Origin of the sequence: Halomicrobium sp. HM KBTZ05 (genome assembly GCF_041530035.1) — an archaeon.
Taxonomy (GTDB): Archaea; Halobacteriota; Halobacteria; order Halobacteriales; family Haloarculaceae; genus Halomicrobium.
In genome coordinates, this window is sequence record NZ_CP168057.1 from 2,795,698 (window position 1) to 2,813,474 (window position 17,777).

The window sequence follows — 17,777 nt, forward strand, 5'->3', positions numbered from 1 at the left end:
CACTGAAAGCCCTCGCGCCGCTTGACCGCTCCGAGACTCGCTGCGCTCCAGTAGGTGCTTGCTTCGTCTGGGAGGGATCAAGCGCCACTCGCCCTTTCGGTGTCCTGTCCCGATATTGCCCCTGTTGTTGAATACTGCGCCCGAAAACGGAATCGCTTTCTTCCCGAATAGACCTACACCACCCCATGACGCGGCCGTTGTTCGTGCAGTCGCCGTACCTCCGCGTTCTCTTCGGGACGGCGTGCCTGCTGGCACTGCGGGAGGCCGTCGCCCGGTGGCTCTGGGACGCCGACACCGACATCCCCGTCGAGCGAGGGTCGTTCGGCGTGCTCTGGACGGCGACGAGCGTCGGCACCGTCGTCGCAGTCGCCGTCCCCTTCACCGGCGTCGGCTCGCTGGGCGCGCCCGTCCTCGCCTTCTGGCTCGGGATCGCCACCATGCTCGCGGGCTTTGGCCTGCGGCTCGTGGCGATGCTGGCGCTTGGCGAGCAGTTCAGTCACCGCGTCGCCCTCAAAGACGACCACACCGTCGTCGAGTGGGGTCCGTACCGGTGGGTGCGCCACCCCTCCTACACCGGCGCGGTCGTGACCTACCTCGGGATCGGCCTCGTCACCGGCAACGCGGTGAGCCTCCTCGCGGCGCTGGGGGGCGCGCTGGTCGGGTTCGGCCACCGGATCACCGTCGAGGAGCGGGCGCTCCGGGAGCAACTGGACGACTACGAGAACTACGTCGAACGAACGCCGTACCGGCTGCTACCGGGCGTCTGGTGAGAAACGCTCAGTCCCCGAAGGGACCGCCACCGCCGCCCATCCCGCCCATGCCGCCGCCGGGGCCGCCGCCCTGCTGTTGCATCTGCTGCATCATCCGTTCCATGTCGCCCTCGCCCATGCCCTGGAACTGGTTGAGCATCTGGTCCATCTGCTTGTGCTGCTGGAGCAACTCGCGGATGCGCTCCTCGGGCTTGCCCGACCCGCGGGCGATGCGCTCGGTGCGAGACTGGCCGACGACGCGGGGGTTCTCCAGTTCCTCTTCGGTCATCGAGTCCATGATGACCTCGAAGTCCCGCATGCGCTCCTGGGTCACGTCCATGGCGTCGTCTGGCAGCTGGTCCATGAGCCCGCCGCCCAGCCCGGGGATCATGTCCATCACCTGATCCAGCGGCCCCATGTTGTTCATCGCCTCCATCTGCTTGCGCATGTCCTTCAGCGTGAAGGAGCCCTCCATCATGTCCTCGGGCTCCCACTCGCCCTCCTCTTGGCCGGTCTCCTCCATCGCGCGCTCGACGCGCTCGGTGAGCTGCTTCAGGTCGCCCATGCCGAGCAGTCGGGAGATAAAGCCCGACGGCTCGAAGCGCTCGATGTCCTTGACGGTCTCGCCGGTCCCGAGGAAGGCGATGGTGGAGTCGGTCTGGTCGACCGCGGCCAGTGCGCCCCCACCTTTCGCCGTCCCGTCGAGTTTCGTGATCGTGACGCCGTCGATGCCGATGGCGTCCTCGAACTCCTGGGCCTGGTCCTTCGCGGACTGCCCCATCGCGGCGTCGATCACCAGCAGGTTCCGGTCGGGCTCGACCGCCGCGCCGATACGTTCGATCTGCTCGATCAGTTCCTCGTTCAGCCCGTCACGACCGGCCGTGTCGACGATGCGCACGTCGGCGTCTTCGGTGGCTGCCAGCCCGTCGCGGGCGATCTTCACGGGATCGTCGGCGTCCTCGTCGCCGTAGAACTCCACCTCCGCGCGCTCGGCCATCTGCTTGGACTGGTCGTACGCGCCGGGCCGGTCGGTGTCGGTCTGGATGATCGCCGGCCGGAGCCCTTTCTTCGAGAACCACCACGCCATCTTTGCCGCGGTCGTGGTCTTCCCCGACCCGTAGAGGCCGGCGAGCATGATCGTCTGGTTCTCCAGTGGGATCTCGGTGGATTCGCCGACCAGATCGACCAGTTCCTCGTAGACGATGCGCAAGACCCAGTCTCGCGGGGTCGTGCCGGCGGGCGGTTCCTCGTCCAGCGCCCGCGACTCGATGTTGTCCGATAGCTCCTGGACCAGCCCCACGTCCACGTCCGCCTGCAGCAGCGACCGCTGGATCTCCTTGACGATGCCCTCGATGTCCTCCTCGGAGATGCGGGACTTGCCACGGAGATCGTCGAGCGTCCCCCGCAGGGAACTGCCCAGATCGTCGAGTACCATTTGACGGAGATACGCGACCCCGTCGTTAAAGCCTTTGTCTGCTGGGACGAGCCCTCGGCAGTTCCACAGCACTTATATCAGTCGAATTCGGGGCGGAAATATGCCGACTGAATCGCCGCCCTCGGAGCGAAGGCAGAGCCTCGTCGCGGCTCTCCAGTGGGGACTGTGCTGCTCGTTCGTCGTCGACAGTGCCGCGAGTGCGGTCAGGAACTACTACAGGGCGACCTCCGAGGCCTTCCTCCCGCCCCAGTGGGTGTTCGTCCTTCAGTTAGCGACGTTCCCTGCACTGCTCGTCGGCGGTGTCGCCGGGTACTCGTGGCTGCGGACCGACCGTGGGATAACGACCACCGACGCCCACCAGCGGCGGATACGGTTCACCGGTGCCCTCTTCGCCGGTTGGGCGCTCGCGATCGTCCCGACACTGCTCTACCAGAGTGTACTCGGTGACGGACTGTACACCGTGCCGTGGTTTCTGCTGCCGTCCCTGACCTCCCTGTTCGTCCTTTTGATCGCCGACGTGCTGGGCTATCGAACCGATCCCGGGTGGTACGAACAGTACCGGAACGTACTTCTCGGTGCTGTCCAGGGCGCTCTCGTTGGACTCTGTCTCGGGCTCGTCGGGTTCGCGATCTACACGGAGTACCTGCTGCGCTCTCCTGCTCGGAACGTCAGCGTTGACGCTGGGCCGGCGACGATCGGTCTCGCAGTGGCCGGCGCGGCAGTCTGTGCAGGCCTGAACGCTCGGTACGACGGCGGGGACCGGGCCTCAGAGTTCGTCACGCTGCTCGTCCTGTCCGTGTTCGGGCTCTCTCTGGCAACAGTACCGGCACTGTTCGTCCTCAGTGCCGTCGGAATCCCCTTCGGAGCGGCCGGCGGGCTCGTCTATCCCGGTCTGTCGACCGTTTGCGCGCTACTCCTCGCCACTATTCTGGCCTATCGGGTCCGGACGAACGTGTATCGACGGCTGACGGGCCAGTGAGTCGTGCCGTCACCCGAGCGTCACCGGCTACTGTGGTAATTACCCAGCAAATTTATTCGGGCACATCGTCAATCGATAGGCATGTCCAACACCACGGAGGACGAGACGACGGTCAACGACAGTTACTCCGTGACGGTGCCGGCGAGCGTCCGGGACGAACTCGGACTGGAGGCTGGCGACAGACTCCGCTGGCGCGTCACGGACGACGGCGAATTGAGCGTCGAGATCGTCGAACGCCGTCGCGGGGCGTTCTCGGATCTCGATCCCGTCGAAGCCGAGGAACCCACAGACGCCGCCGCCGACCACGACGCAGTCGCCGGAGACTACTGATGGCGACTGCGCTCGTCGACTCGAACGTCCTCATCGCGGCCCGGATCGCGAACGACCAGCACCACGAGGACGGTCGCGCGATCACGGCGGCCATCGAGGCCGGGACCCTGCCGACGGGACGAATCCCGGAGCACGTCCTCACAGAGACGCTGAACTACCTGCACACGCGGGTCGGCAACGAGACCGCGATCGAAACGCTCGACGCGCTCCAGGCGAGCACAGACTTCGAACTCGACGAGACGACCAGGACCGACTTCGACGGTGGTCGCTCACTGTTCCGACAGTACGACGGACTCTCGTTGACGGACGCGATACTCGTGGCCTACATGCGACGGACCGGCATCGAATACGTCTACAGCTTCGACGACGACTTCGACGCTGTGGACGAACTCACCCGTCTCGACACACCACACGATCCACACAGCTAACTCATGTACCACCAGATCGACCCCGACGAGCTCGACGCGACGCCGGACTACCCCTGTGACCGACGAGCGGTCTCCGACCAGGCGGACACGTCGCTGCTCCACCTCGCCCGGTACACCATGGCCCCCGGCGAGCAACTACCCCGCGTCTACCACGCACACCGCCAGCGCGAGGAGGCCTTCGTCGTGCTCTCGGGGACGCTCCACGTCGAGACGCCCGACGAGGAGTTCGTCGTCCCGGAAGGCGAGGTGTTCGTGGCCGAGCCCGAGAGCCCCCACCGGGCGTACAACCCCGCCGAGGCCGACGGCGACGTGACCGTGATGGGGACGGGCGCGCCCAAGACCGATCCGGCGATCCCCTACGACGACGCGGAGTGAAGCGTCTGCGGTTCTCAGATCTGGCGGGCAAAGAGATGGGCTTTAGTCACCGCCCCACGCAGCCTCGCCCATGACGAACAAACAGGCAGTCGTGGACAGCATCGTCGACAGCGGCGTGACCGCAGTCATGCGCGACATCCCCGAAGACGACATCGTCGACGTGGCCGAAGCGATCCACGCGGGCGGCGTGACGGCGCTGGAACTGACCGCCGACGCCAAGCGCTGCAGCGAGATGATCGCGAAGGTCGACCGCGCGCTCGAAGGGACGGATGCGGTCATCGGTGCGGGCACCGTGATGGACGCCGCCGCAGCGCGCAACGTCATCGAGGCCGGCGCGGAGTTCGTGCTGGCCCCGAACCTCAACGAGGAGGTCATCGAGGTCTGTAATCGCGAGAGCGTCGTCGCCATCCCCGGCGTCATGACCCCCACCGAAGCCGACGCGGCGATGGCCGCCGGGGCGGACATCCTGAAGATGTTCCCGGCCAAGACCGTCGGCCCGAGCCACATCGGCGCACTCCAGGGCCCGCTCGGAGACGTGCCGATCATGCCGACCGGCGGCGTCTCGGCCGACAACGTCGCCGACTACTTCGATGCCGGTGCGGTCGCGGTCGGTGCCGGCTCTGCGCTGGTGAACTACGAGGCCATCGAAGCCGGCGACATGGACGGGGTCCGCGAACAGGCCGCGGAGTTCGTTCAGGCTGTCGAGGACGCCCGGAACTGATCGGCGGCAGTTCGCGTCGGAGATCGCGAAAAAACGGAGACGCGTACTCAGGCGTCGAGCAGTCGGTCGACGACTTCTTCCGGATCGAACCGTTCGAGATCGTCGTACTCCTGGCCGGTACCAAGGAAGAGGATCGGTTTCCCGGTGACGTGTGCGATCGAGATCGCCGCCCCGCCCTGGGGATCGGCGTCGGCTTTCGTCAACACCGCGCCGTCGATCTCGGCGGCCTCGTCGAACTCGCGAGCCCGGTTGACGGCGTCCTGTCCCGCGACTGCCTCGTCGACGAAGACGGTCATGTCCGGATCGATCACGCGGTCGATCTTCTCCAGTTGGGCCATCAGGTCGTCCGAGGTGTGAAGCCGCCCCGCGGTGTCGCCAAGCACTACGTCGGTGTCGTTCGCCTCGGCGTACTCGACGGCGTCGTAGATCACCGCGGCGGGATCGGACCCCTGCTCGTGGGAGATCAGCGTCCGGCCGAGGTTGTCGGCGTGCTTCTGAAGTTGCTCGTTCGCCCCCGCACGGTAGGTGTCGCCGTTCGCGAGCACGGTCGAGAGCCCCTGCCGTTCGAGTCGCTCCGAGAGCTTGGCGATCGTCGTCGTCTTTCCGACGCCGTTGACGCCGGTGAAGATGATGACGACCGGCTTGTCGGCCTCGCGAATCCGCTGCTCGAAGTCGAACTGCCCGACGCTGATCACGTCGTACAGCGACTCGCGGAGCGCGTCGCGGACGAGATTCCCCGTACTGGAGAGACGACGACGCGTCTCGCCGACGAGGTTCGCCTCGACGCCCGAGAGGATCTCTCCGGCGACGCCCATCTCCACGTCGCTTGAGAGCAGAGCAAGCTCCAGATCGTCGAGGTGGTCCTGGAGGTCTTCCTCGTCGATGATCGACTTGCCCGACGCGAAGATCTTGGCTTTCTCGGTCAGGCCGCGGCCGTCGTCGTCCGACGCATCGTCCGCGTCGGCTGCCTGAGCGTCCGCTGTGTCCGCGTCTGCCGAGAGAGCGGCGTCCGTCTGTTCGGCATCGCTCTCGGGAGCCGCGCTGTCTGCCTCGGCAGCGTCTTCCTCGATGGCCTCCTGTGCCTCGTCGTCGACGTCTTCCTCGACGTCGGAGGTGAAGCTACCGAGCTTGTCTTTCAGTCCGTCGAACATCGGCCCCTTACTCGTCGTCGCCTTCTTCCTGCTGTTGCATCATCTGCTGCATCTGCTGTTGTTGCATCTGCTGGGCCTGCTGTTGCATCTTCTCGGCCTCGGTTTCGAGCTCGGCGATGTCGGATTCGAGGTCCTCGATGCGGTCGTCGATGGTGTCTTTCTTCGTCTCGAGGCTGTCGATGGCACCGGCTTCCGCGCGCTCTGCGGCGTAGCCGCCACCGAGCGAGACGATGACCTCGTCGATGTCCTGGATCTCGGCACGGAGGTAGGCGTCGCCACCCAGCGGGACCTGCACCGTGTCGCCGCTGTCGAGCGTCTCGATGGCCTCGATGGCCTCGTCGATCTCGGTCTGCTCGTTGCGCAGGGACTCGATCTCCTCTTCGATGGCTTCCTGCTCCTGTTCGATCTGCTCGATCTCCTGTTGAATCTGCTGCATCTGGCCGCCGCCACCGCCGCCACCGCCCATCATTGTGCCACCTCGCTGATCTCGACCTGTGTGCGCTTGAGGCCGTGCTCCGAGCCGAAGGCGGCGAACGCTCGGTCTCGCGCGACGTTCTCGTTCGGTGCTTCGACCGTCTTCTCGAAGTCTTGTGGGCCGTCGCGGGATTCGAACGTCCCGGTGACCGTGAATTCACTCATGACTCTGGATGCGGCGGGGATAGGGAAGTATCTTCTCCTTGCGCGACAGCGAACGGGCGTCGCCGATCGATTCGCGCCCAGCGTGCGGCGTTCGTCGATACTGGTAGTACGTACGAGAACTGTGTGGCGAGAGCGCCACCGAGAGAACACGGAACGAATCGCCGACGACGGGAAACTAGTCGATGTAGCCAAGTGCGTCTTCGATCCGACCCAACTCTGGACCGGACGTGTCGTTGCCGACGACGTAGCCGTTGGTGTTTGCCAGCAGGCCAGAGCCCACCAGCGGTCCGCCGTAGTTGATCGTCCCGATGTCGGCGGGCACGCCCAGGAGCGCTTCGAGAGCGTCGAGCTCCGGGTCTGTCGACTTGGGGTGACAGAGGACGCCGCGGTTCGTCGCGACGGCGGCGGTCCCGACGGTCTCGACGTCTGCGAGCGTCCCGCGCTCGACCGGTACGTCGAGTGCGTCCTCGACGACCGAGACGGCGTCGTCCGAGAGCTTCGCGTGGACGTACGCACCGGTGTCGTTACAGAGTACGACGTTCCCGGCGGCGTTGATCCGGCCGGGGAGTTCGTAGACCGGGAGGTCGACGGCGTCGGTGATCCGATCGACCTCGCGGTCGCGAACGCGACTGGAGACGAGGAGTCCGTTCTCGTTGCCGGTCGCGAGTGCGCCGACGGTGCCGGAGCCGCCGACGTTGGTCGGGACGACCGGCACGTCGAGTTCGGCACCGAGTGCGTCCTGTAGCGACTGCTCGATGTCGGGGCGAACCAGCAGACAGTCGTCCGTCGCCCGTGCGAAGACACCGACGTACGACGAACCCGAGAAGGCCGCGCGGAGCAAGATTTACTCTGCAGTCTCGGCTTCCACGACGCTCTCGCCCTCTTCGTCGAATCGGGCGGCGCGTACGCGGAGCTTGCTCGGCGGGTTCGAACGACCGCGTTCCCAGATCGCTTCGTTGATCGATGGGTCCAGGCGGACGGCGTCCTCGTCGACGGCGAAGTGCTTCGCGAGGTGTTCGCGGACGATGGACATCGCCTTGTCTGCTTTCTTGTGGTTCGCTTCGGCGTCTGCGTCGCGGAGCGGAACGGTGACGACCCGTTCCTCGAAGTCGTTAGCGCTCATTATTCGTCAGTGTTGCCTCGCCGCCAGTTGCGACGCTTGTGGTTGCGCTGGACATCGCGGTCGGTCTTGAGCATGACCCACGCGGGGATGCGGCTGTTCTGGCGGTCGAGCTTTGCCAGGCGCTTCTTCTGGGCTTTCGATTTGTTGCTCATGATGTGCGTCCCTTCCGCGCCGTAGCTTAAATGTGTGTTCTTTTCGGCCAGCCTTGGCAACACCGTCGACGACCACGACGCTGTGCCGGGAGTTATCAGAGATGGAAACTGGCCAGACAGTATTATGCTGTTGTGATCGTGATAGTATCAGTAATGAAAAGGCGGAGCTTTCTGCGTTCTACCGGCGTCGCAGTGTCGCTCGGAGCCACCGGTTGTCTGGGACTGGGCGGAGAAGCGATCGTGAGCGTTCAAAAGAGCGTCCGCGTCGAGCCCGGTAGCGGCTGGGTCGAGAAGATACCGGACGTGTCCGACACCGGCGGTGCCGTCTCGTATACGGTCCGGTCGGACGACCGGCGCTTCGACGTGTATCTGTTCGTGGGCGAAGACCAGTACGAGCACTACGACGCGTACGTCAAAGACGAGGAGCCCACCGAGACCCCGAGCGGCCACGAGGAGTTCAGCAAGGCCGCGGTCCCGAAGTCGGACGACGGGTCGACCTACGAGGCGTCGACCCAGAACGGCGCACGGGAGTCACTCGACGTGGCCGGCCCCTACTACTTCGTCGTCGACCACTCGAACTATCGGATGGAGAACCGCGTCGACGAGTACGGGGACCCCCTCAGCGCGTTCGTCGACCTCGAAGTCGTCAAGAATCGCATCTAGGCGGCCGCTCCGAAATCGCGTCCCCCGCTGTCGTGGGTCGACCGGCAAAACGGCGACAACAGTCCGTCTCAGACGAACGCCAGTGGCACCATCAAGAGGACGCCGGCAACCGCTCCGGTGACGAGTTCCCTCCGGCCGCCGTCGGGGAGATCACGCCCGTATTCGAGGGCCTCTGGGACGAACTCCGTGACGACGAGATACACCATCGCTCCGGCCGCGAAGCCGAAGCCGAAGGGCAGAAACTCCCGTGCCAGCCGGACGAACGCGAAGGCGATGACCGCACCGATGGGCTGGGGTAGCGACGAGAAGACGGCCCACCACACCATCTTCCACTCGCTGACCCCCAGCGTCCGCAGCGGGATCGAGATGGCGACGCCCTCGGGGACGTTGTGGATCGAGATAGCGACGGTCATGAACACCGCGAGCACCGGGAGTCCGAGGCCGAGGACGGTGACGGTCTCCGCGCCGGCAAGCCCCAGTTCGGCGAAGCTCACGCCGACGGCGACGCCCTCCGGGAAGCTGTGGATCGTCAACACCCCGAGGATGAGGACGAGCTTCTTGAAGTCGGCTTCTTCGAACGCCTCGGGGTGGTGGTCGTAAGAGTCGACCACGCGGTGACCGACGACCACGAGTACGACCCCCGCCAGCAGTCCGGGCACCAGCAGGATCGACGATCCGTAGGCTAATCCTTCTCGGACGAGTCCGAACAGCGACGCCGAGACCATGATCCCGGACGCGACACCCCACAGCGCGACGTTCCAGCGGTCGCTGAAGTCGTCGACGACGAAAAACGGGATCGCACCGAGTCCCGTGGCCAGCGCCGTGAGCAATCCAGCGACGAAGACCAACACGAGATTCTCGACGAGGCCCATATCGACCCTTGCAGATACGACGGGATAAAAACTATCACTAATCCGATGTTTTTGGGAGCCCTAAATCGGGGGACGGGGAAGTCCTAGTACACCTTCGATTGTCACATCGTCCTTGTACTGGCGGGCACCGGTATAACACATCGAACTGTTCTAACCACCTTTTGGGGAACGTTTATACAGGAATTAGTGGAATTCAGAAACATGTCTACGGTGAAGTCAGCAAATAGTGAAAAGACGTTCGTTATCGAGAGTGCGGTCGGCGACGACGGCTCGGTGACGGTCCGGGAGACCGGCACGACTACCACCCACCACGTGGTCGACTACGCCGACGCGCTGGTCCGCGAGAAGCTGGCGGCGCGGCCGGTCGGCACCACGGTCCGGCTCGCACTCGCGCCGGCCGACTCGGCGGGCGAAGAGTGGATCGCAACCCGGATCAAGCCGGGCGCACCACTCGGGCTGGGTCCCTGATCGGCCGGTCACGACAGCGGCACCGACGCGACCGTCGAGTACAGCGGCCCCGCGTCGGTGTGGACGCTCTCTGTCAGTCTGATCTCCTCGACGTGGCGCGTCCCCACAGTCGGATTGCGCTCGCGAACGAGATCCTGGACCAGTTCCTTGTCACCGGCGTGGTTCATGCGGGCGAGCGTGACGTGTGGCGTGAACTCGTGGTCGGACGGTTCGAACCCCATCGCGGTGGTCCGGTCCTCGATCGCGTCGTGGAGGCGGGTCAGCTGCTCGCTGCCGTCCTCGACGCCCAGCCACACGACGTTGATGTAGTCCAGACTCGGGAAGACGCCGAGCCCCTCGAAGCTGGCGGTGAACGGATCGACACCGCTGTCGGCGACGGCGGCGTGTAGCTCCTCGACGAGTTCGTCGACACGGTGGGACTCCGTCTCGCCGAGGAACTGCAGGGTGACGTGGGCCTGCTCCGGGTCGACGTGGTTCAGGCCGCTGGCGTCGACGAAGGGTTCCTGGACTGTGGCGACCGCCTCGGACAGCCCGTCCAGTCCGACACTGACGAACAGTCGCTTGCTCATACCGAACGATCGTGCGTCGCCGACTTGAGTCTTCCACAACCACTATTTCGCCCAGCGCACAGGGACCGATATGGAAGACGCTGCCGCCCTGCAACGGACCGTCCGTCGCTGTACGGCGGTCGTCGTGGTCGCCGTGGGACTCCTGGTCGGTGCTGTCAGTTCGGAAGACATCCCCATCGCCGCGCTCCTCGTCGTCGGCGGTCTCCTGTACCTCGCTGTGAGTGCCGTCTACGTTCCGCCAGACGCCGTCGAGTCCGACGCGACCGCCGCGGACGGCGAGTGACGTAGCCCTTAACCATCCTGACCGCCAACCCCGGTGTATGACTGATCGAGAGCGCGACGACCACGAGTTCTCCTCCGGGCAGGGGTTCGACGAGCCCTACGAAGGGTTCGACATCGATCCGCCCGAACTGGCCGTCGACACGGACAAGGTCGATCCCGTCGACTCCCGAGTCGTCACCGACATCCTCGACGAGCAGAACGTCCCGACCGACGCGGTCGACGCCGAGGAACTGCTCGACGTGGGCGTCTCGTACGTCCACATCAACCGCCACGAACAGGCCGCCGAGACCTTCGAACGAGCCGCTCGCTTCGCCGACGACGAGCGGATCGAACAGGAGGCCTGGACCAACAAGGGCGCGGCCCACGCCGAGATGGAAGAGTGGGACGCCGCCATCGGTGCCTACCGGGAAGCCCTCAACGTCGAGGAAGAGAGCGACGCTGGCGGTGCCCTCGGGGACGACGCGCCGAGCGCGAGCAACGAGCACGCGGCCACGGCCGAGACGAACCTCGCGTACGCGCTGTGGGAGTCCGGGCGGACCGAACAGGCGCTGGAACACGCCGAGCGAGCGGTCGAGATCGACCCGCGCTTCGCCGAAGCCTGGTACAACCGCGGCTTCTTCCTGCTGGAGCGTGGGCTGGCCGAGGACGCCGTCGACGCCTTCGACAACGCCACCCGCCTCGGCTTTCGCAACCCCGACATCCTCGAAGAGAAGGCCCGCGCACTGGAGGAGATGGAAGAGTTCGAGCGCGCCGAGAAACTGGTCGAAGAAGCCGAAGAGATGCGCGAAGAGGCCGAACAAGAACTGCTCGAATGATCCTCAACGAACGCGAGACCGACGAAGGGACGCTGGTCTCCGTGTGCGATCCCGACATCATCGGCGAGACCTTCGACGACGGCGAGATCTCGCTGACCGTCGACGAGGGGTTCTACGACGGCGAGGAAGTCGACGAGCAGACCGTCCTCGACAGCCTCTCGCAGTGTACCGTCGCCAACCTCGTTGGCACCGAGACCGTCACGCTGGCGGTCGAACACGGGTTCATCGACGAGGAGAACGTGCTGGACATCGACGGGACGCGCCACGCACAACTGCTCTGGATGTGACGGGACAGAGATCGTCGAGTGGGTGATCGACGGCGGCTCGTACTGGTGGCCGTCCGTCTGGGCGTCATGCGTGTCCGGAGTCATGGACGCCTCGAAACAGTGACGACCAGCGGGAGCGACCTGGCAACGAGCCGACGAACCGAAGGAAAGTTCCCCGTCCGAGCCTACGTTACAGGTAATGAGCCACAGTGAGACAGAGGCCCTCGACGTCGAGTCCATCCGGGACGAGTTCCCGATCCTCGACCGGGAGTTCGACGGAACGCCGCTCGTGTACCTCGACAACGCGGCGACGAGCCAGACGCCCGACCAGGTCATCGACTCGATCAGCCACTACTACCGACACTACAACGCCAACGTCCACCGCGGCCTCCACCAGCTGAGTCAGGAGGCCTCGATCGCCTACGAGGAGGCCCACGACCGGGTCGCGGAGTTCATCGGGGCCAGCGGCGGGCGCAAAGAGGTCGTGTTCACGAAGAACACGACGGAGTCGATGAACACGGTCGCCTACGCGTGGGGACTGGCAGAGCTGGGCCCCGGCGACGAGATCGTCCTCACGGAGATGGAGCACCACGCCGCGCTCGTGACCTGGCAACAGATCGCCAAGAAGACCGGTGCGACAGTGAAGTTCGTCGAGGTCGACGAGGACGGACGCCTCGACATGGACCACGCTCGCGAGCTGATCACCGACGACACCGAGATGGTCAGCGTCGTCCACGTCTCGAACACGCTGGGGACCGTCAACCCCGTCGCCGAACTGGCCGACGTCGCCCACGACCACGACTCGCTGATCTTCGTCGACGGGGCGCAGTCGGTGCCACACATGCCCGTCGACGTGGAGGCCATCGACGCGGACTTCTTCGCCTTTTCGGGCCACAAGATGTGTGGCCCGACCGGCGTCGGCGTCCTCTACGGCAAAGAGCACCTGCTCGACGCGATGCAGCCGTACCTCTACGGAGGCATGATGATCGAGAAGGTCTCGTTCGAGGACTCGACGTGGCACGAACTCCCCTGGAAGTTCGAGGCCGGCACGCCGGTCATCAGCGAGGGGATCGCACTCGCCGAAGCCTGTGACTACCTCGACGAGATCGGGATGGAGCGCGTCCACCGCCACGGCACGGAGCTGGCGTCGTACGCCTACGACCGCCTCCAGGCGTTCGACGACGTCGAGATTCTGGGGCCGGGCGGCGACGAACGGGCCGCGCTGGTCTCGTTCACGCTCGACGACATTCACGCCCACGACGTCTCGGAGATTCTCAACGCCAACGGCGTCGCCGTCCGCGCGGGCGACCACTGTACGCAGCCGCTACACGACAAGCTCGGCGTCTCCGCGTCGACGCGGGCCTCCTTCTACATCTATAACACGCGCGAGGAGGTCGACGCGCTGGTCGACGCGCTCGATCAGGCCCGCGAACTGTTCGCATAGCGGACGAGCATCCGCGCCGGAGGCGCGGTTCACCGGTCCGACTGCAGGGAGGACCGGCGTTTTTCACCCACGTTTTTGCGCAAGCGGTTCGCGAGCACAGCGAGCGAACCCGCAGAGCAAAAAGGTGGTCTCGCAACACGCGCGAGGAGGTGGACGCGCTGGTCGACGCGCTCGATCAGGCCCGCGAACTGTTCGCATAGCGGACGAGCATCCGCGCCGGAGGCGCGGTCCCGCGAGCGAGGTGCCACGCTCCGTGGGCGGTCGCTGGCCCGAGATCAGCGTCAGCGGTCGTCCCGGGCTGGTGGCGCTCTCGGGCGACGTACTGCCACTCGTCGCGGCCGAGGCCGTCCGTCCCGTTCGAGTAATCGAGCTGGTCGTACAGCCCGTTGTAGTTCATGACGCTGTCGTACTCCTCGGTGGAGTACGTCTTGCTGTCGACGCCTTCGGCCCGGCCGTCGAGTCCGAAGGCGTGTCCCAGTTCGTGCATGAACAGCGACGCGGTGAGTTTCGGCGCGTCGAAGGTCTGCATCGCGACGATACCGGGTCGGCCGGCACCGACGTAGCGGGGCTGTCCGTCGTAGGCCACGTCGTCGGCCAGGACGACGTAGTAGTACGCCGAGCCGCTGGCGTCGAAGTAGTCCTCGCGGAAGTCGTACATGTCGTCGCGCGGTCCGGGTCTGTCGGTAGAGTAGACGGTGGCGTTGCTTTCGAGTCCCCCGTCGTCGACGAACACGTGCATGTCGATCCCCGACTCACCGCTCGGGTTCTCGACGGGCGCGTCCGCGAACGTCCGCTCGATCAGGTCGACCGCAGCCTCGCTCAGCTGATTCTCCCCAGTCGCGTCGACCTCGACGTAGATGTCGTGTTCGAGCGGGTCGGCGTCGGGGTACAGCGCGTCGTCGACCTCGGCACCGTCGGGGATACCGTCACCGTCCGTGTCGGGATCCGTCGGGTCCGTTCCAAGGCGGCGTTCCCGCTCGTCGACCAGTCCGTCGGCGTCGGTGTCCGTCGCGTTCACCGACGCGGTCGGACCGTCGGACTCGGTCGCACCGCCGACGCTCTGTCGGCGAGCCGCGGCCCCCTCGGTTTCGGCGTCGTCGGCGTCGGCCAGCCGCTCGGCCACCGTCGCGCCGCCGGCAGGCCGAACCTGCGTCTCGTCGTCGCTGACCGACACCGCCAGTGTGCCGCTGGCGACCGCCGCGACGACCAGCAGCGCGGTGACGACGTGGATCGGCCCCACGCTCACGGCGTCGGCGAGCGCGGCGAGGCGACGGCGACCGGCCCGTGGCCGGCTAGCCATCGCCCACCACCCAGCAGGTATCAGAGCCGATACTGCTACATGGGACGCCGTGCTTCGGCCGCCGACGGTAGACGGGTCCTGTCGACGCCCGAGCGAGTAAGCGGGTCGACAGAGCGATACGCATACGAGTAGAAGGAGGCGACTAACGGAACATAAGACACGCCGTCAAATTATCGGTTCTGATACTGTGTCGCTCCGGGCCTCCCGAGTGCGTGGGCACGGCGCGGCGAGTGGCGCTACCTTTTTGCCGGGTGTCGTAAATCACAGAGTATGAGCCTGAGTGACCGGCTGCGGCGCAGTTTCGTCGCCGGCCTGATCCTCGTCGCGCCGCTGGTCGTGACCGTCTACGTCGTACGGACACTCGCCAACTGGACGCTCCAGCTCGTGGAACCGATCGTCGCCAGTACGCGACTGGCGAGCTACACCGGCGACGACCAGCTGCTGGCCCAGTTCGTCGCGATCGGTGCCGTCCTCGTCGCGGTGGTCCTGCTCGGCTCGCTCGCACAGCGCAACGCCGGCCGGCAGCTGTTCGGCAACGTGGGGCGGATCGTCAACGTCGTGCCGCTCGTGAACACGATCTACACCAGCGTCCGCCAGGTCGCCAACTCGCTCGTCGACCGCGACGAAGCCTACGAGAGCGTCGTCCTCGTGGAGTACCCCCGCGACGGGATCTACTCCATCGGTCTCGTCACCGGCGACAGCCCGGTCGACGTAGACGCCTTCGGTGGGAAATCGGTGTACAACGTCTACTTCCCCAACAGCCCGAATCCCACCGGCGGGCGTCTCGCGCTCGTTCCCGAGAGCGATCTCCACGAGACGGACATGAGCGTCAAGGCAGGCCTGCGCCTGCTCGTGACGACCGGCGTCACCGAAGACGGCGAGCCGAAGTCGATCCCGGCGACACCGGGCGAGACGATCGCGACCCGCGACGAGGCTACGGATCCCCGGTAGCGGGGACTCGTCAGCCGAGACGCCGGTATCTCTGGACGGCAGCCGTCAGACATATGCCTGATCGTGGCCCTCCTTCGCCGACGCGACCGGACCGAGAGTCGTCAGCAGGACGAAACCCGGCGACGACTGGCCCGCCCCAGCAGTCGACACACTCGATTCCCCGGCGAGTGGTCGAACGGCCGCCCGTGCGTCACCTGCTGAGATCGGTGTGTTCAGTGCTGTACTGGCCGAACTACGTTCCGCCACGCCAGCCACGCAATTGATCCCCGAGCACCGCCAGCACCGTCCCCAGAGCAGTTCCGGCGACAATCGGTCCTGCCCAGAACACCAGGACCGGGACCGTCCAGCGCCAGACGACGGGGCCGAGCAGTACAAACAGGGCGGCGACGCCGACAGCCTGGACGATCACAGTCCGGGGCATCGCGAGTCGACTGGCCCCGAGGACGCCCACGCTGTACGCGAGGACTCCGCCGATGCCACACGCCAGACAGAAGCGAACGACGTGGACGGCCCACTGGAACGGGTGCAGCGGCGGTGAGTCACCGCGGACGACCGCCGGAACGGCAGCGGTGTCGAGGAGCCACGACGTGAGGGGCCAGTACGCGACCGCGAGCGCTCCCGAGAACACGGCGACACCGCCAGCGAGGAACGAGGCGAACCGGCGGCGTCGCTGCCACGGATCCGGGAGCGTCGCACGCACCGCTCGCCACCACTCGAACGAGAGACGTGTCGTCCCGACACAGATACCGAGGAGCCCGGCGACGGTCACCTTTGAGACCAGAATGTCGAACGGCGTGGGCGTGCCGAGGATGATGGCGGTCCCTTCCGAGAGCCGTCCAGCGAGCAGACCGTCGAGGAGTGTTAGCCAGACGAACCGCTGGAGGACGATGAGGGAGGCGACAGTCGTAACCAAGCCGTCCCGGATCACGCACCGGGCCACGCCCGGATGCCGAAACGGGACCGTCAACAACCGAACGAGAGCGTCGAGACCGCCAGACTGGAGGGAGCCGCCACCACGACGGGGGCACATACTCGACAATTCCCGAACGATCACATCAACTTTCTGTAGTGTCTGGCAACGACGGCGGCGAGCGGATTCGATGCCGACTAGTAGCGTCGGCGGCTTGCCTCAGGTATGGCTGCGTTCGATCCCGAGAAGTTCGAGGACAAGTACGAGCACTACTTCACCGAGCTACAGAAGGCCTACAAGCAGGCCTTCGAGGTGATGAACGACCGCTACGACTCCGAACTGATCCACGCCATCGACCAGCAGATCCTCAACGAGTCCGAGCCGGTCTACGAGGGCGACGGCGAGTTCGGGATCGACCTCCCCGAGGACCCGACCGAGCGCCTGACCGCGATCATCGTCGACGACGAGAAACTGGCGACCGTCCTGGAACGGTACGTCGAGGAACTGGAGTCCCAGCATCGGGAGGTCTTCGGGTTCGAGGGGTAGGAGAGCCCGAGCGAAGCGAGGGGTCTCCGGACATTCGAACGGCGACCACGGGGAGCCGTGAGACAGGCGAGAGGCATCGCGACCACCGGGAGCGATGCCTCGCCGGACAATCGAGCGGAGAGGAACGGCCCGCGAGATAGCGAGGGGCGGCGCTCACTTCGTTCGCTCCGGTCTTCTGGAAGCCAAGCGCCAGAGAAGACGAGTTACCCGGACCGGCGGTACAGGACTGCGAGAACGGCGATCAGGGCCACCTGTACTACCTTGTCGCCGATCCCGATCGCGCCCAGGTCCGGCCAGTTGACCGCCAGCCAGATCGGGATCTGGCCGGCAGTGAACGGGATTCCCAGCAGGTACAGGAGTCGTCGCCGCACGTCGAGCAGGACTCCGATAATCGCGCCGACGTAGACGACCCCGGCAAACAGGAAGGTGAGCCCCATCGGGGAGGAGAGAAAACTCACGCCCAGCCAGAGGTGGATGGCCCCGGTGATCGCAGCCAGGCCGATCCCGGCCCAGTGCAGCGTCGTCAGCGATTCCGTCGCGAGGGTACCCTCGCTCTGTCGGTCGGCAGTCGTCGATGCCATATTCATAGTACGGACGGCTCGAACTTCA

General features: G+C 65.7%; 26 protein-coding genes. 14 read left to right on the plus strand and 12 right to left on the minus strand.

Going from position 1 to position 17,777, the window contains the following annotated elements:
* Window positions 1-185 precede the first annotated feature (185 nt).
* The gene (locus tag ACAH01_RS14530; RefSeq protein ID WP_372479674.1) at window positions 186-770 is read left to right on the plus strand and encodes an isoprenylcysteine carboxylmethyltransferase family protein; all 585 of its coding nucleotides are present in this window, start codon (window positions 186-188) and stop codon (window positions 768-770) included.
* A 7-nt stretch (window positions 771-777) separates the two neighbouring features.
* Here ACAH01_RS14530 and ACAH01_RS14535 read toward each other — a convergent pair whose 3' ends face one another.
* The gene (locus ACAH01_RS14535; protein ID WP_372479675.1) at window positions 778-2,184 is read right to left on the minus strand and encodes a signal recognition particle protein Srp54; all 1,407 of its coding nucleotides are present in this window, start codon (window positions 2,182-2,184) and stop codon (window positions 778-780) included.
* 100 nt (window positions 2,185-2,284) lie between these two features.
* Between ACAH01_RS14535 and ACAH01_RS14540 the strand changes: the two genes are divergently transcribed.
* The 5 genes from ACAH01_RS14540 to ACAH01_RS14560 all read left to right on the plus strand — a co-directional run bounded on the left by ACAH01_RS14540 (window position 2,285) and on the right by ACAH01_RS14560 (window position 5,017).
* Complete coding sequence (locus tag ACAH01_RS14540) at window positions 2,285-3,163, plus strand: hypothetical protein (RefSeq protein WP_372479676.1); 879 nt, start codon at window positions 2,285-2,287, stop codon at window positions 3,161-3,163.
* Between the two features lie 81 nt (window positions 3,164-3,244).
* The gene (locus ACAH01_RS14545) at window positions 3,245-3,493 is read left to right on the plus strand and encodes an AbrB/MazE/SpoVT family DNA-binding domain-containing protein (protein ID WP_153552382.1); all 249 of its coding nucleotides are present in this window, start codon (window positions 3,245-3,247) and stop codon (window positions 3,491-3,493) included.
* Entirely contained in the window at window positions 3,493-3,921 is a 429-nt protein-coding gene (locus ACAH01_RS14550; protein ID WP_153552381.1) for a type II toxin-antitoxin system VapC family toxin, read from the plus strand. The genes ACAH01_RS14545 and ACAH01_RS14550 overlap by 1 nt, the downstream gene beginning before the upstream one ends.
* A gap of 3 nt (window positions 3,922-3,924) precedes the next feature.
* Window positions 3,925-4,296, plus strand: a complete 372-nt coding sequence (locus tag ACAH01_RS14555) for a cupin domain-containing protein (protein ID WP_372479677.1) — start codon at window positions 3,925-3,927, stop codon at window positions 4,294-4,296.
* A 70-nt stretch (window positions 4,297-4,366) separates the two neighbouring features.
* Entirely contained in the window at window positions 4,367-5,017 is a 651-nt protein-coding gene (locus ACAH01_RS14560) for a bifunctional 4-hydroxy-2-oxoglutarate aldolase/2-dehydro-3-deoxy-phosphogluconate aldolase (protein WP_372479678.1), read from the plus strand.
* A 47-nt stretch (window positions 5,018-5,064) separates the two neighbouring features.
* On the opposite strand, the gene ftsY is transcribed toward ACAH01_RS14560, so the two are convergent.
* The 6 genes from ftsY to ACAH01_RS14590 form a co-directional block, all read right to left on the minus strand.
* Window positions 5,065-6,168, minus strand: a complete 1,104-nt coding sequence (ftsY, locus tag ACAH01_RS14565) for a signal recognition particle-docking protein FtsY (RefSeq protein ID WP_170093404.1) — start codon at window positions 6,166-6,168, stop codon at window positions 5,065-5,067.
* A 7-nt stretch (window positions 6,169-6,175) separates the two neighbouring features.
* A complete protein-coding gene (pfdA, locus tag ACAH01_RS14570; protein WP_170093403.1) occupies window positions 6,176-6,637 on the minus strand; it encodes a prefoldin subunit alpha in 462 nt (153 codons plus the stop codon).
* Window positions 6,634-6,807, minus strand: a complete 174-nt coding sequence (gene rpl18a, locus ACAH01_RS14575; RefSeq protein WP_170093402.1) for a 50S ribosomal protein L18Ae — start codon at window positions 6,805-6,807, stop codon at window positions 6,634-6,636. Before rpl18a ends, pfdA begins: the two co-directional genes overlap by 4 nt.
* A gap of 175 nt (window positions 6,808-6,982) precedes the next feature.
* Window positions 6,983-7,648, minus strand: coding sequence for a translation initiation factor IF-6 (locus ACAH01_RS14580; protein WP_372479679.1), 666 nt, complete (start codon window positions 7,646-7,648; stop codon window positions 6,983-6,985).
* Between the two features lie 3 nt (window positions 7,649-7,651).
* Window positions 7,652-7,930: a 50S ribosomal protein L31e gene (locus ACAH01_RS14585; protein ID WP_153552375.1), complete on the minus strand. Its 279-nt coding sequence runs from the start codon at window positions 7,928-7,930 to the stop codon at window positions 7,652-7,654.
* Window positions 7,930-8,082 (minus strand): 50S ribosomal protein L39e, encoded by a 153-nt coding sequence (locus tag ACAH01_RS14590; protein ID WP_015762202.1) that lies wholly within the window; start codon window positions 8,080-8,082, stop codon window positions 7,930-7,932. The genes ACAH01_RS14585 and ACAH01_RS14590 overlap by 1 nt, the downstream gene beginning before the upstream one ends.
* Before the next feature lie 153 nt (window positions 8,083-8,235).
* On the opposite strand from ACAH01_RS14590, the gene ACAH01_RS14595 reads away from it, so the two are divergent.
* Complete coding sequence (locus tag ACAH01_RS14595; protein ID WP_206039132.1) at window positions 8,236-8,745, plus strand: hypothetical protein; 510 nt, start codon at window positions 8,236-8,238, stop codon at window positions 8,743-8,745.
* Window positions 8,746-8,813: 68 nt separating this feature from the next.
* Here ACAH01_RS14595 and ACAH01_RS14600 read toward each other — a convergent pair whose 3' ends face one another.
* On the minus strand, window positions 8,814-9,617 hold the full coding sequence (locus ACAH01_RS14600; RefSeq protein ID WP_170093400.1) for a ZIP family metal transporter: 804 nt from the start codon (window positions 9,615-9,617) through the stop codon (window positions 8,814-8,816).
* A gap of 201 nt (window positions 9,618-9,818) precedes the next feature.
* Between ACAH01_RS14600 and ACAH01_RS14605 the strand changes: the two genes are divergently transcribed.
* The gene (locus ACAH01_RS14605) at window positions 9,819-10,085 is read left to right on the plus strand and encodes a hypothetical protein (protein ID WP_170093399.1); all 267 of its coding nucleotides are present in this window, start codon (window positions 9,819-9,821) and stop codon (window positions 10,083-10,085) included.
* A gap of 8 nt (window positions 10,086-10,093) precedes the next feature.
* Here the strand turns inward: ACAH01_RS14605 and thpR are convergent, their stop codons facing one another.
* Entirely contained in the window at window positions 10,094-10,654 is a 561-nt protein-coding gene (thpR, locus tag ACAH01_RS14610) for an RNA 2',3'-cyclic phosphodiesterase (protein ID WP_170093398.1), read from the minus strand.
* Between the two features lie 70 nt (window positions 10,655-10,724).
* Here thpR and ACAH01_RS14615 point away from each other — a divergent pair, with 70 nt between their 5' ends.
* The 4 genes from ACAH01_RS14615 to ACAH01_RS14630 all read left to right on the plus strand — a co-directional run bounded on the left by ACAH01_RS14615 (window position 10,725) and on the right by ACAH01_RS14630 (window position 13,461).
* On the plus strand, window positions 10,725-10,937 hold the full coding sequence (locus ACAH01_RS14615) for a hypothetical protein (RefSeq protein ID WP_170093397.1): 213 nt from the start codon (window positions 10,725-10,727) through the stop codon (window positions 10,935-10,937).
* A 37-nt stretch (window positions 10,938-10,974) separates the two neighbouring features.
* Complete coding sequence (locus ACAH01_RS14620) at window positions 10,975-11,751, plus strand: tetratricopeptide repeat protein (RefSeq protein WP_153552369.1); 777 nt, start codon at window positions 10,975-10,977, stop codon at window positions 11,749-11,751.
* Entirely contained in the window at window positions 11,748-12,038 is a 291-nt protein-coding gene (locus ACAH01_RS14625) for a DUF424 domain-containing protein (protein ID WP_015762209.1), read from the plus strand. Before ACAH01_RS14620 ends, ACAH01_RS14625 begins: the two co-directional genes overlap by 4 nt.
* 178 nt (window positions 12,039-12,216) lie before the next feature.
* Window positions 12,217-13,461, plus strand: a complete 1,245-nt coding sequence (locus ACAH01_RS14630; protein ID WP_170093396.1) for an aminotransferase class V-fold PLP-dependent enzyme — start codon at window positions 12,217-12,219, stop codon at window positions 13,459-13,461.
* A 175-nt stretch (window positions 13,462-13,636) separates the two neighbouring features.
* Here ACAH01_RS14630 and ACAH01_RS14635 read toward each other — a convergent pair whose 3' ends face one another.
* Complete coding sequence (locus ACAH01_RS14635) at window positions 13,637-14,761, minus strand: hypothetical protein (protein WP_372479680.1); 1,125 nt, start codon at window positions 14,759-14,761, stop codon at window positions 13,637-13,639.
* Window positions 14,762-15,031: 270 nt separating this feature from the next.
* Between ACAH01_RS14635 and ACAH01_RS14640 the strand changes: the two genes are divergently transcribed.
* Window positions 15,032-15,712: a DUF502 domain-containing protein gene (locus ACAH01_RS14640; protein ID WP_372479681.1), complete on the plus strand. Its 681-nt coding sequence runs from the start codon at window positions 15,032-15,034 to the stop codon at window positions 15,710-15,712.
* 232 nt (window positions 15,713-15,944) lie between these two features.
* Here the strand turns inward: ACAH01_RS14640 and ACAH01_RS14645 are convergent, their stop codons facing one another.
* Window positions 15,945-16,625 (minus strand): hypothetical protein, encoded by a 681-nt coding sequence (locus ACAH01_RS14645; protein ID WP_372479682.1) that lies wholly within the window; start codon window positions 16,623-16,625, stop codon window positions 15,945-15,947.
* 222 nt (window positions 16,626-16,847) lie between these two features.
* On the opposite strand from ACAH01_RS14645, the gene ACAH01_RS14650 reads away from it, so the two are divergent.
* On the plus strand, window positions 16,848-17,168 hold the full coding sequence (locus tag ACAH01_RS14650) for a DUF5783 family protein (protein ID WP_372479683.1): 321 nt from the start codon (window positions 16,848-16,850) through the stop codon (window positions 17,166-17,168).
* A gap of 203 nt (window positions 17,169-17,371) precedes the next feature.
* Here ACAH01_RS14650 and ACAH01_RS14655 read toward each other — a convergent pair whose 3' ends face one another.
* On the minus strand, window positions 17,372-17,749 hold the full coding sequence (locus ACAH01_RS14655) for a hypothetical protein (RefSeq protein WP_170093392.1): 378 nt from the start codon (window positions 17,747-17,749) through the stop codon (window positions 17,372-17,374).
* Window positions 17,750-17,777 lie beyond the last annotated feature (28 nt).

Coding starts and splice junctions, on each gene's coding strand:
- ACAH01_RS14640 (WP_372479681.1), top strand. CDS start 15,032: ATGAGCCTGAGTGACCGGCTGCGGCGCAGTTTCGTCGCCGGCCTGATC.
- ACAH01_RS14625 (WP_015762209.1), top strand. CDS start 11,748: ATGATCCTCAACGAACGCGAGACCGACGAAGGGACGCTGGTCTCCGTG.
- ACAH01_RS14535 (WP_372479675.1), bottom strand. CDS start 2,184: ATGGTACTCGACGATCTGGGCAGTTCCCTGCGGGGGACGCTCGACGAT.
- ACAH01_RS14655 (WP_170093392.1), bottom strand. CDS start 17,749: ATGGCATCGACGACTGCCGACCGACAGAGCGAGGGTACCCTCGCGACG.
- ftsY (WP_170093404.1), bottom strand. CDS start 6,168: ATGTTCGACGGACTGAAAGACAAGCTCGGTAGCTTCACCTCCGACGTC.
- ACAH01_RS14650 (WP_372479683.1), top strand. CDS start 16,848: ATGGCTGCGTTCGATCCCGAGAAGTTCGAGGACAAGTACGAGCACTAC.
- ACAH01_RS14540 (WP_372479676.1), top strand. CDS start 2,285: ATGCCGACTGAATCGCCGCCCTCGGAGCGAAGGCAGAGCCTCGTCGCG.
- rpl18a (WP_170093402.1), bottom strand. CDS start 6,807: ATGAGTGAATTCACGGTCACCGGGACGTTCGAATCCCGCGACGGCCCA.
- ACAH01_RS14605 (WP_170093399.1), top strand. CDS start 9,819: ATGTCTACGGTGAAGTCAGCAAATAGTGAAAAGACGTTCGTTATCGAG.
- pfdA (WP_170093403.1), bottom strand. CDS start 6,637: ATGATGGGCGGTGGCGGCGGTGGCGGCGGCCAGATGCAGCAGATTCAA.
- ACAH01_RS14555 (WP_372479677.1), top strand. CDS start 3,925: ATGTACCACCAGATCGACCCCGACGAGCTCGACGCGACGCCGGACTAC.
- ACAH01_RS14635 (WP_372479680.1), bottom strand. CDS start 14,761: ATGGCTAGCCGGCCACGGGCCGGTCGCCGTCGCCTCGCCGCGCTCGCC.
- ACAH01_RS14615 (WP_170093397.1), top strand. CDS start 10,725: ATGGAAGACGCTGCCGCCCTGCAACGGACCGTCCGTCGCTGTACGGCG.
- ACAH01_RS14595 (WP_206039132.1), top strand. CDS start 8,236: ATGAAAAGGCGGAGCTTTCTGCGTTCTACCGGCGTCGCAGTGTCGCTC.
- ACAH01_RS14550 (WP_153552381.1), top strand. CDS start 3,493: ATGGCGACTGCGCTCGTCGACTCGAACGTCCTCATCGCGGCCCGGATC.
- thpR (WP_170093398.1), bottom strand. CDS start 10,654: ATGAGCAAGCGACTGTTCGTCAGTGTCGGACTGGACGGGCTGTCCGAG.
- ACAH01_RS14585 (WP_153552375.1), bottom strand. CDS start 7,930: ATGAGCGCTAACGACTTCGAGGAACGGGTCGTCACCGTTCCGCTCCGC.
- ACAH01_RS14560 (WP_372479678.1), top strand. CDS start 4,367: ATGACGAACAAACAGGCAGTCGTGGACAGCATCGTCGACAGCGGCGTG.
- ACAH01_RS14530 (WP_372479674.1), top strand. CDS start 186: ATGACGCGGCCGTTGTTCGTGCAGTCGCCGTACCTCCGCGTTCTCTTC.
- ACAH01_RS14600 (WP_170093400.1), bottom strand. CDS start 9,617: ATGGGCCTCGTCGAGAATCTCGTGTTGGTCTTCGTCGCTGGATTGCTC.
- ACAH01_RS14545 (WP_153552382.1), top strand. CDS start 3,245: ATGTCCAACACCACGGAGGACGAGACGACGGTCAACGACAGTTACTCC.
- ACAH01_RS14620 (WP_153552369.1), top strand. CDS start 10,975: ATGACTGATCGAGAGCGCGACGACCACGAGTTCTCCTCCGGGCAGGGG.
- ACAH01_RS14590 (WP_015762202.1), bottom strand. CDS start 8,082: ATGAGCAACAAATCGAAAGCCCAGAAGAAGCGCCTGGCAAAGCTCGAC.
- ACAH01_RS14630 (WP_170093396.1), top strand. CDS start 12,217: ATGAGCCACAGTGAGACAGAGGCCCTCGACGTCGAGTCCATCCGGGAC.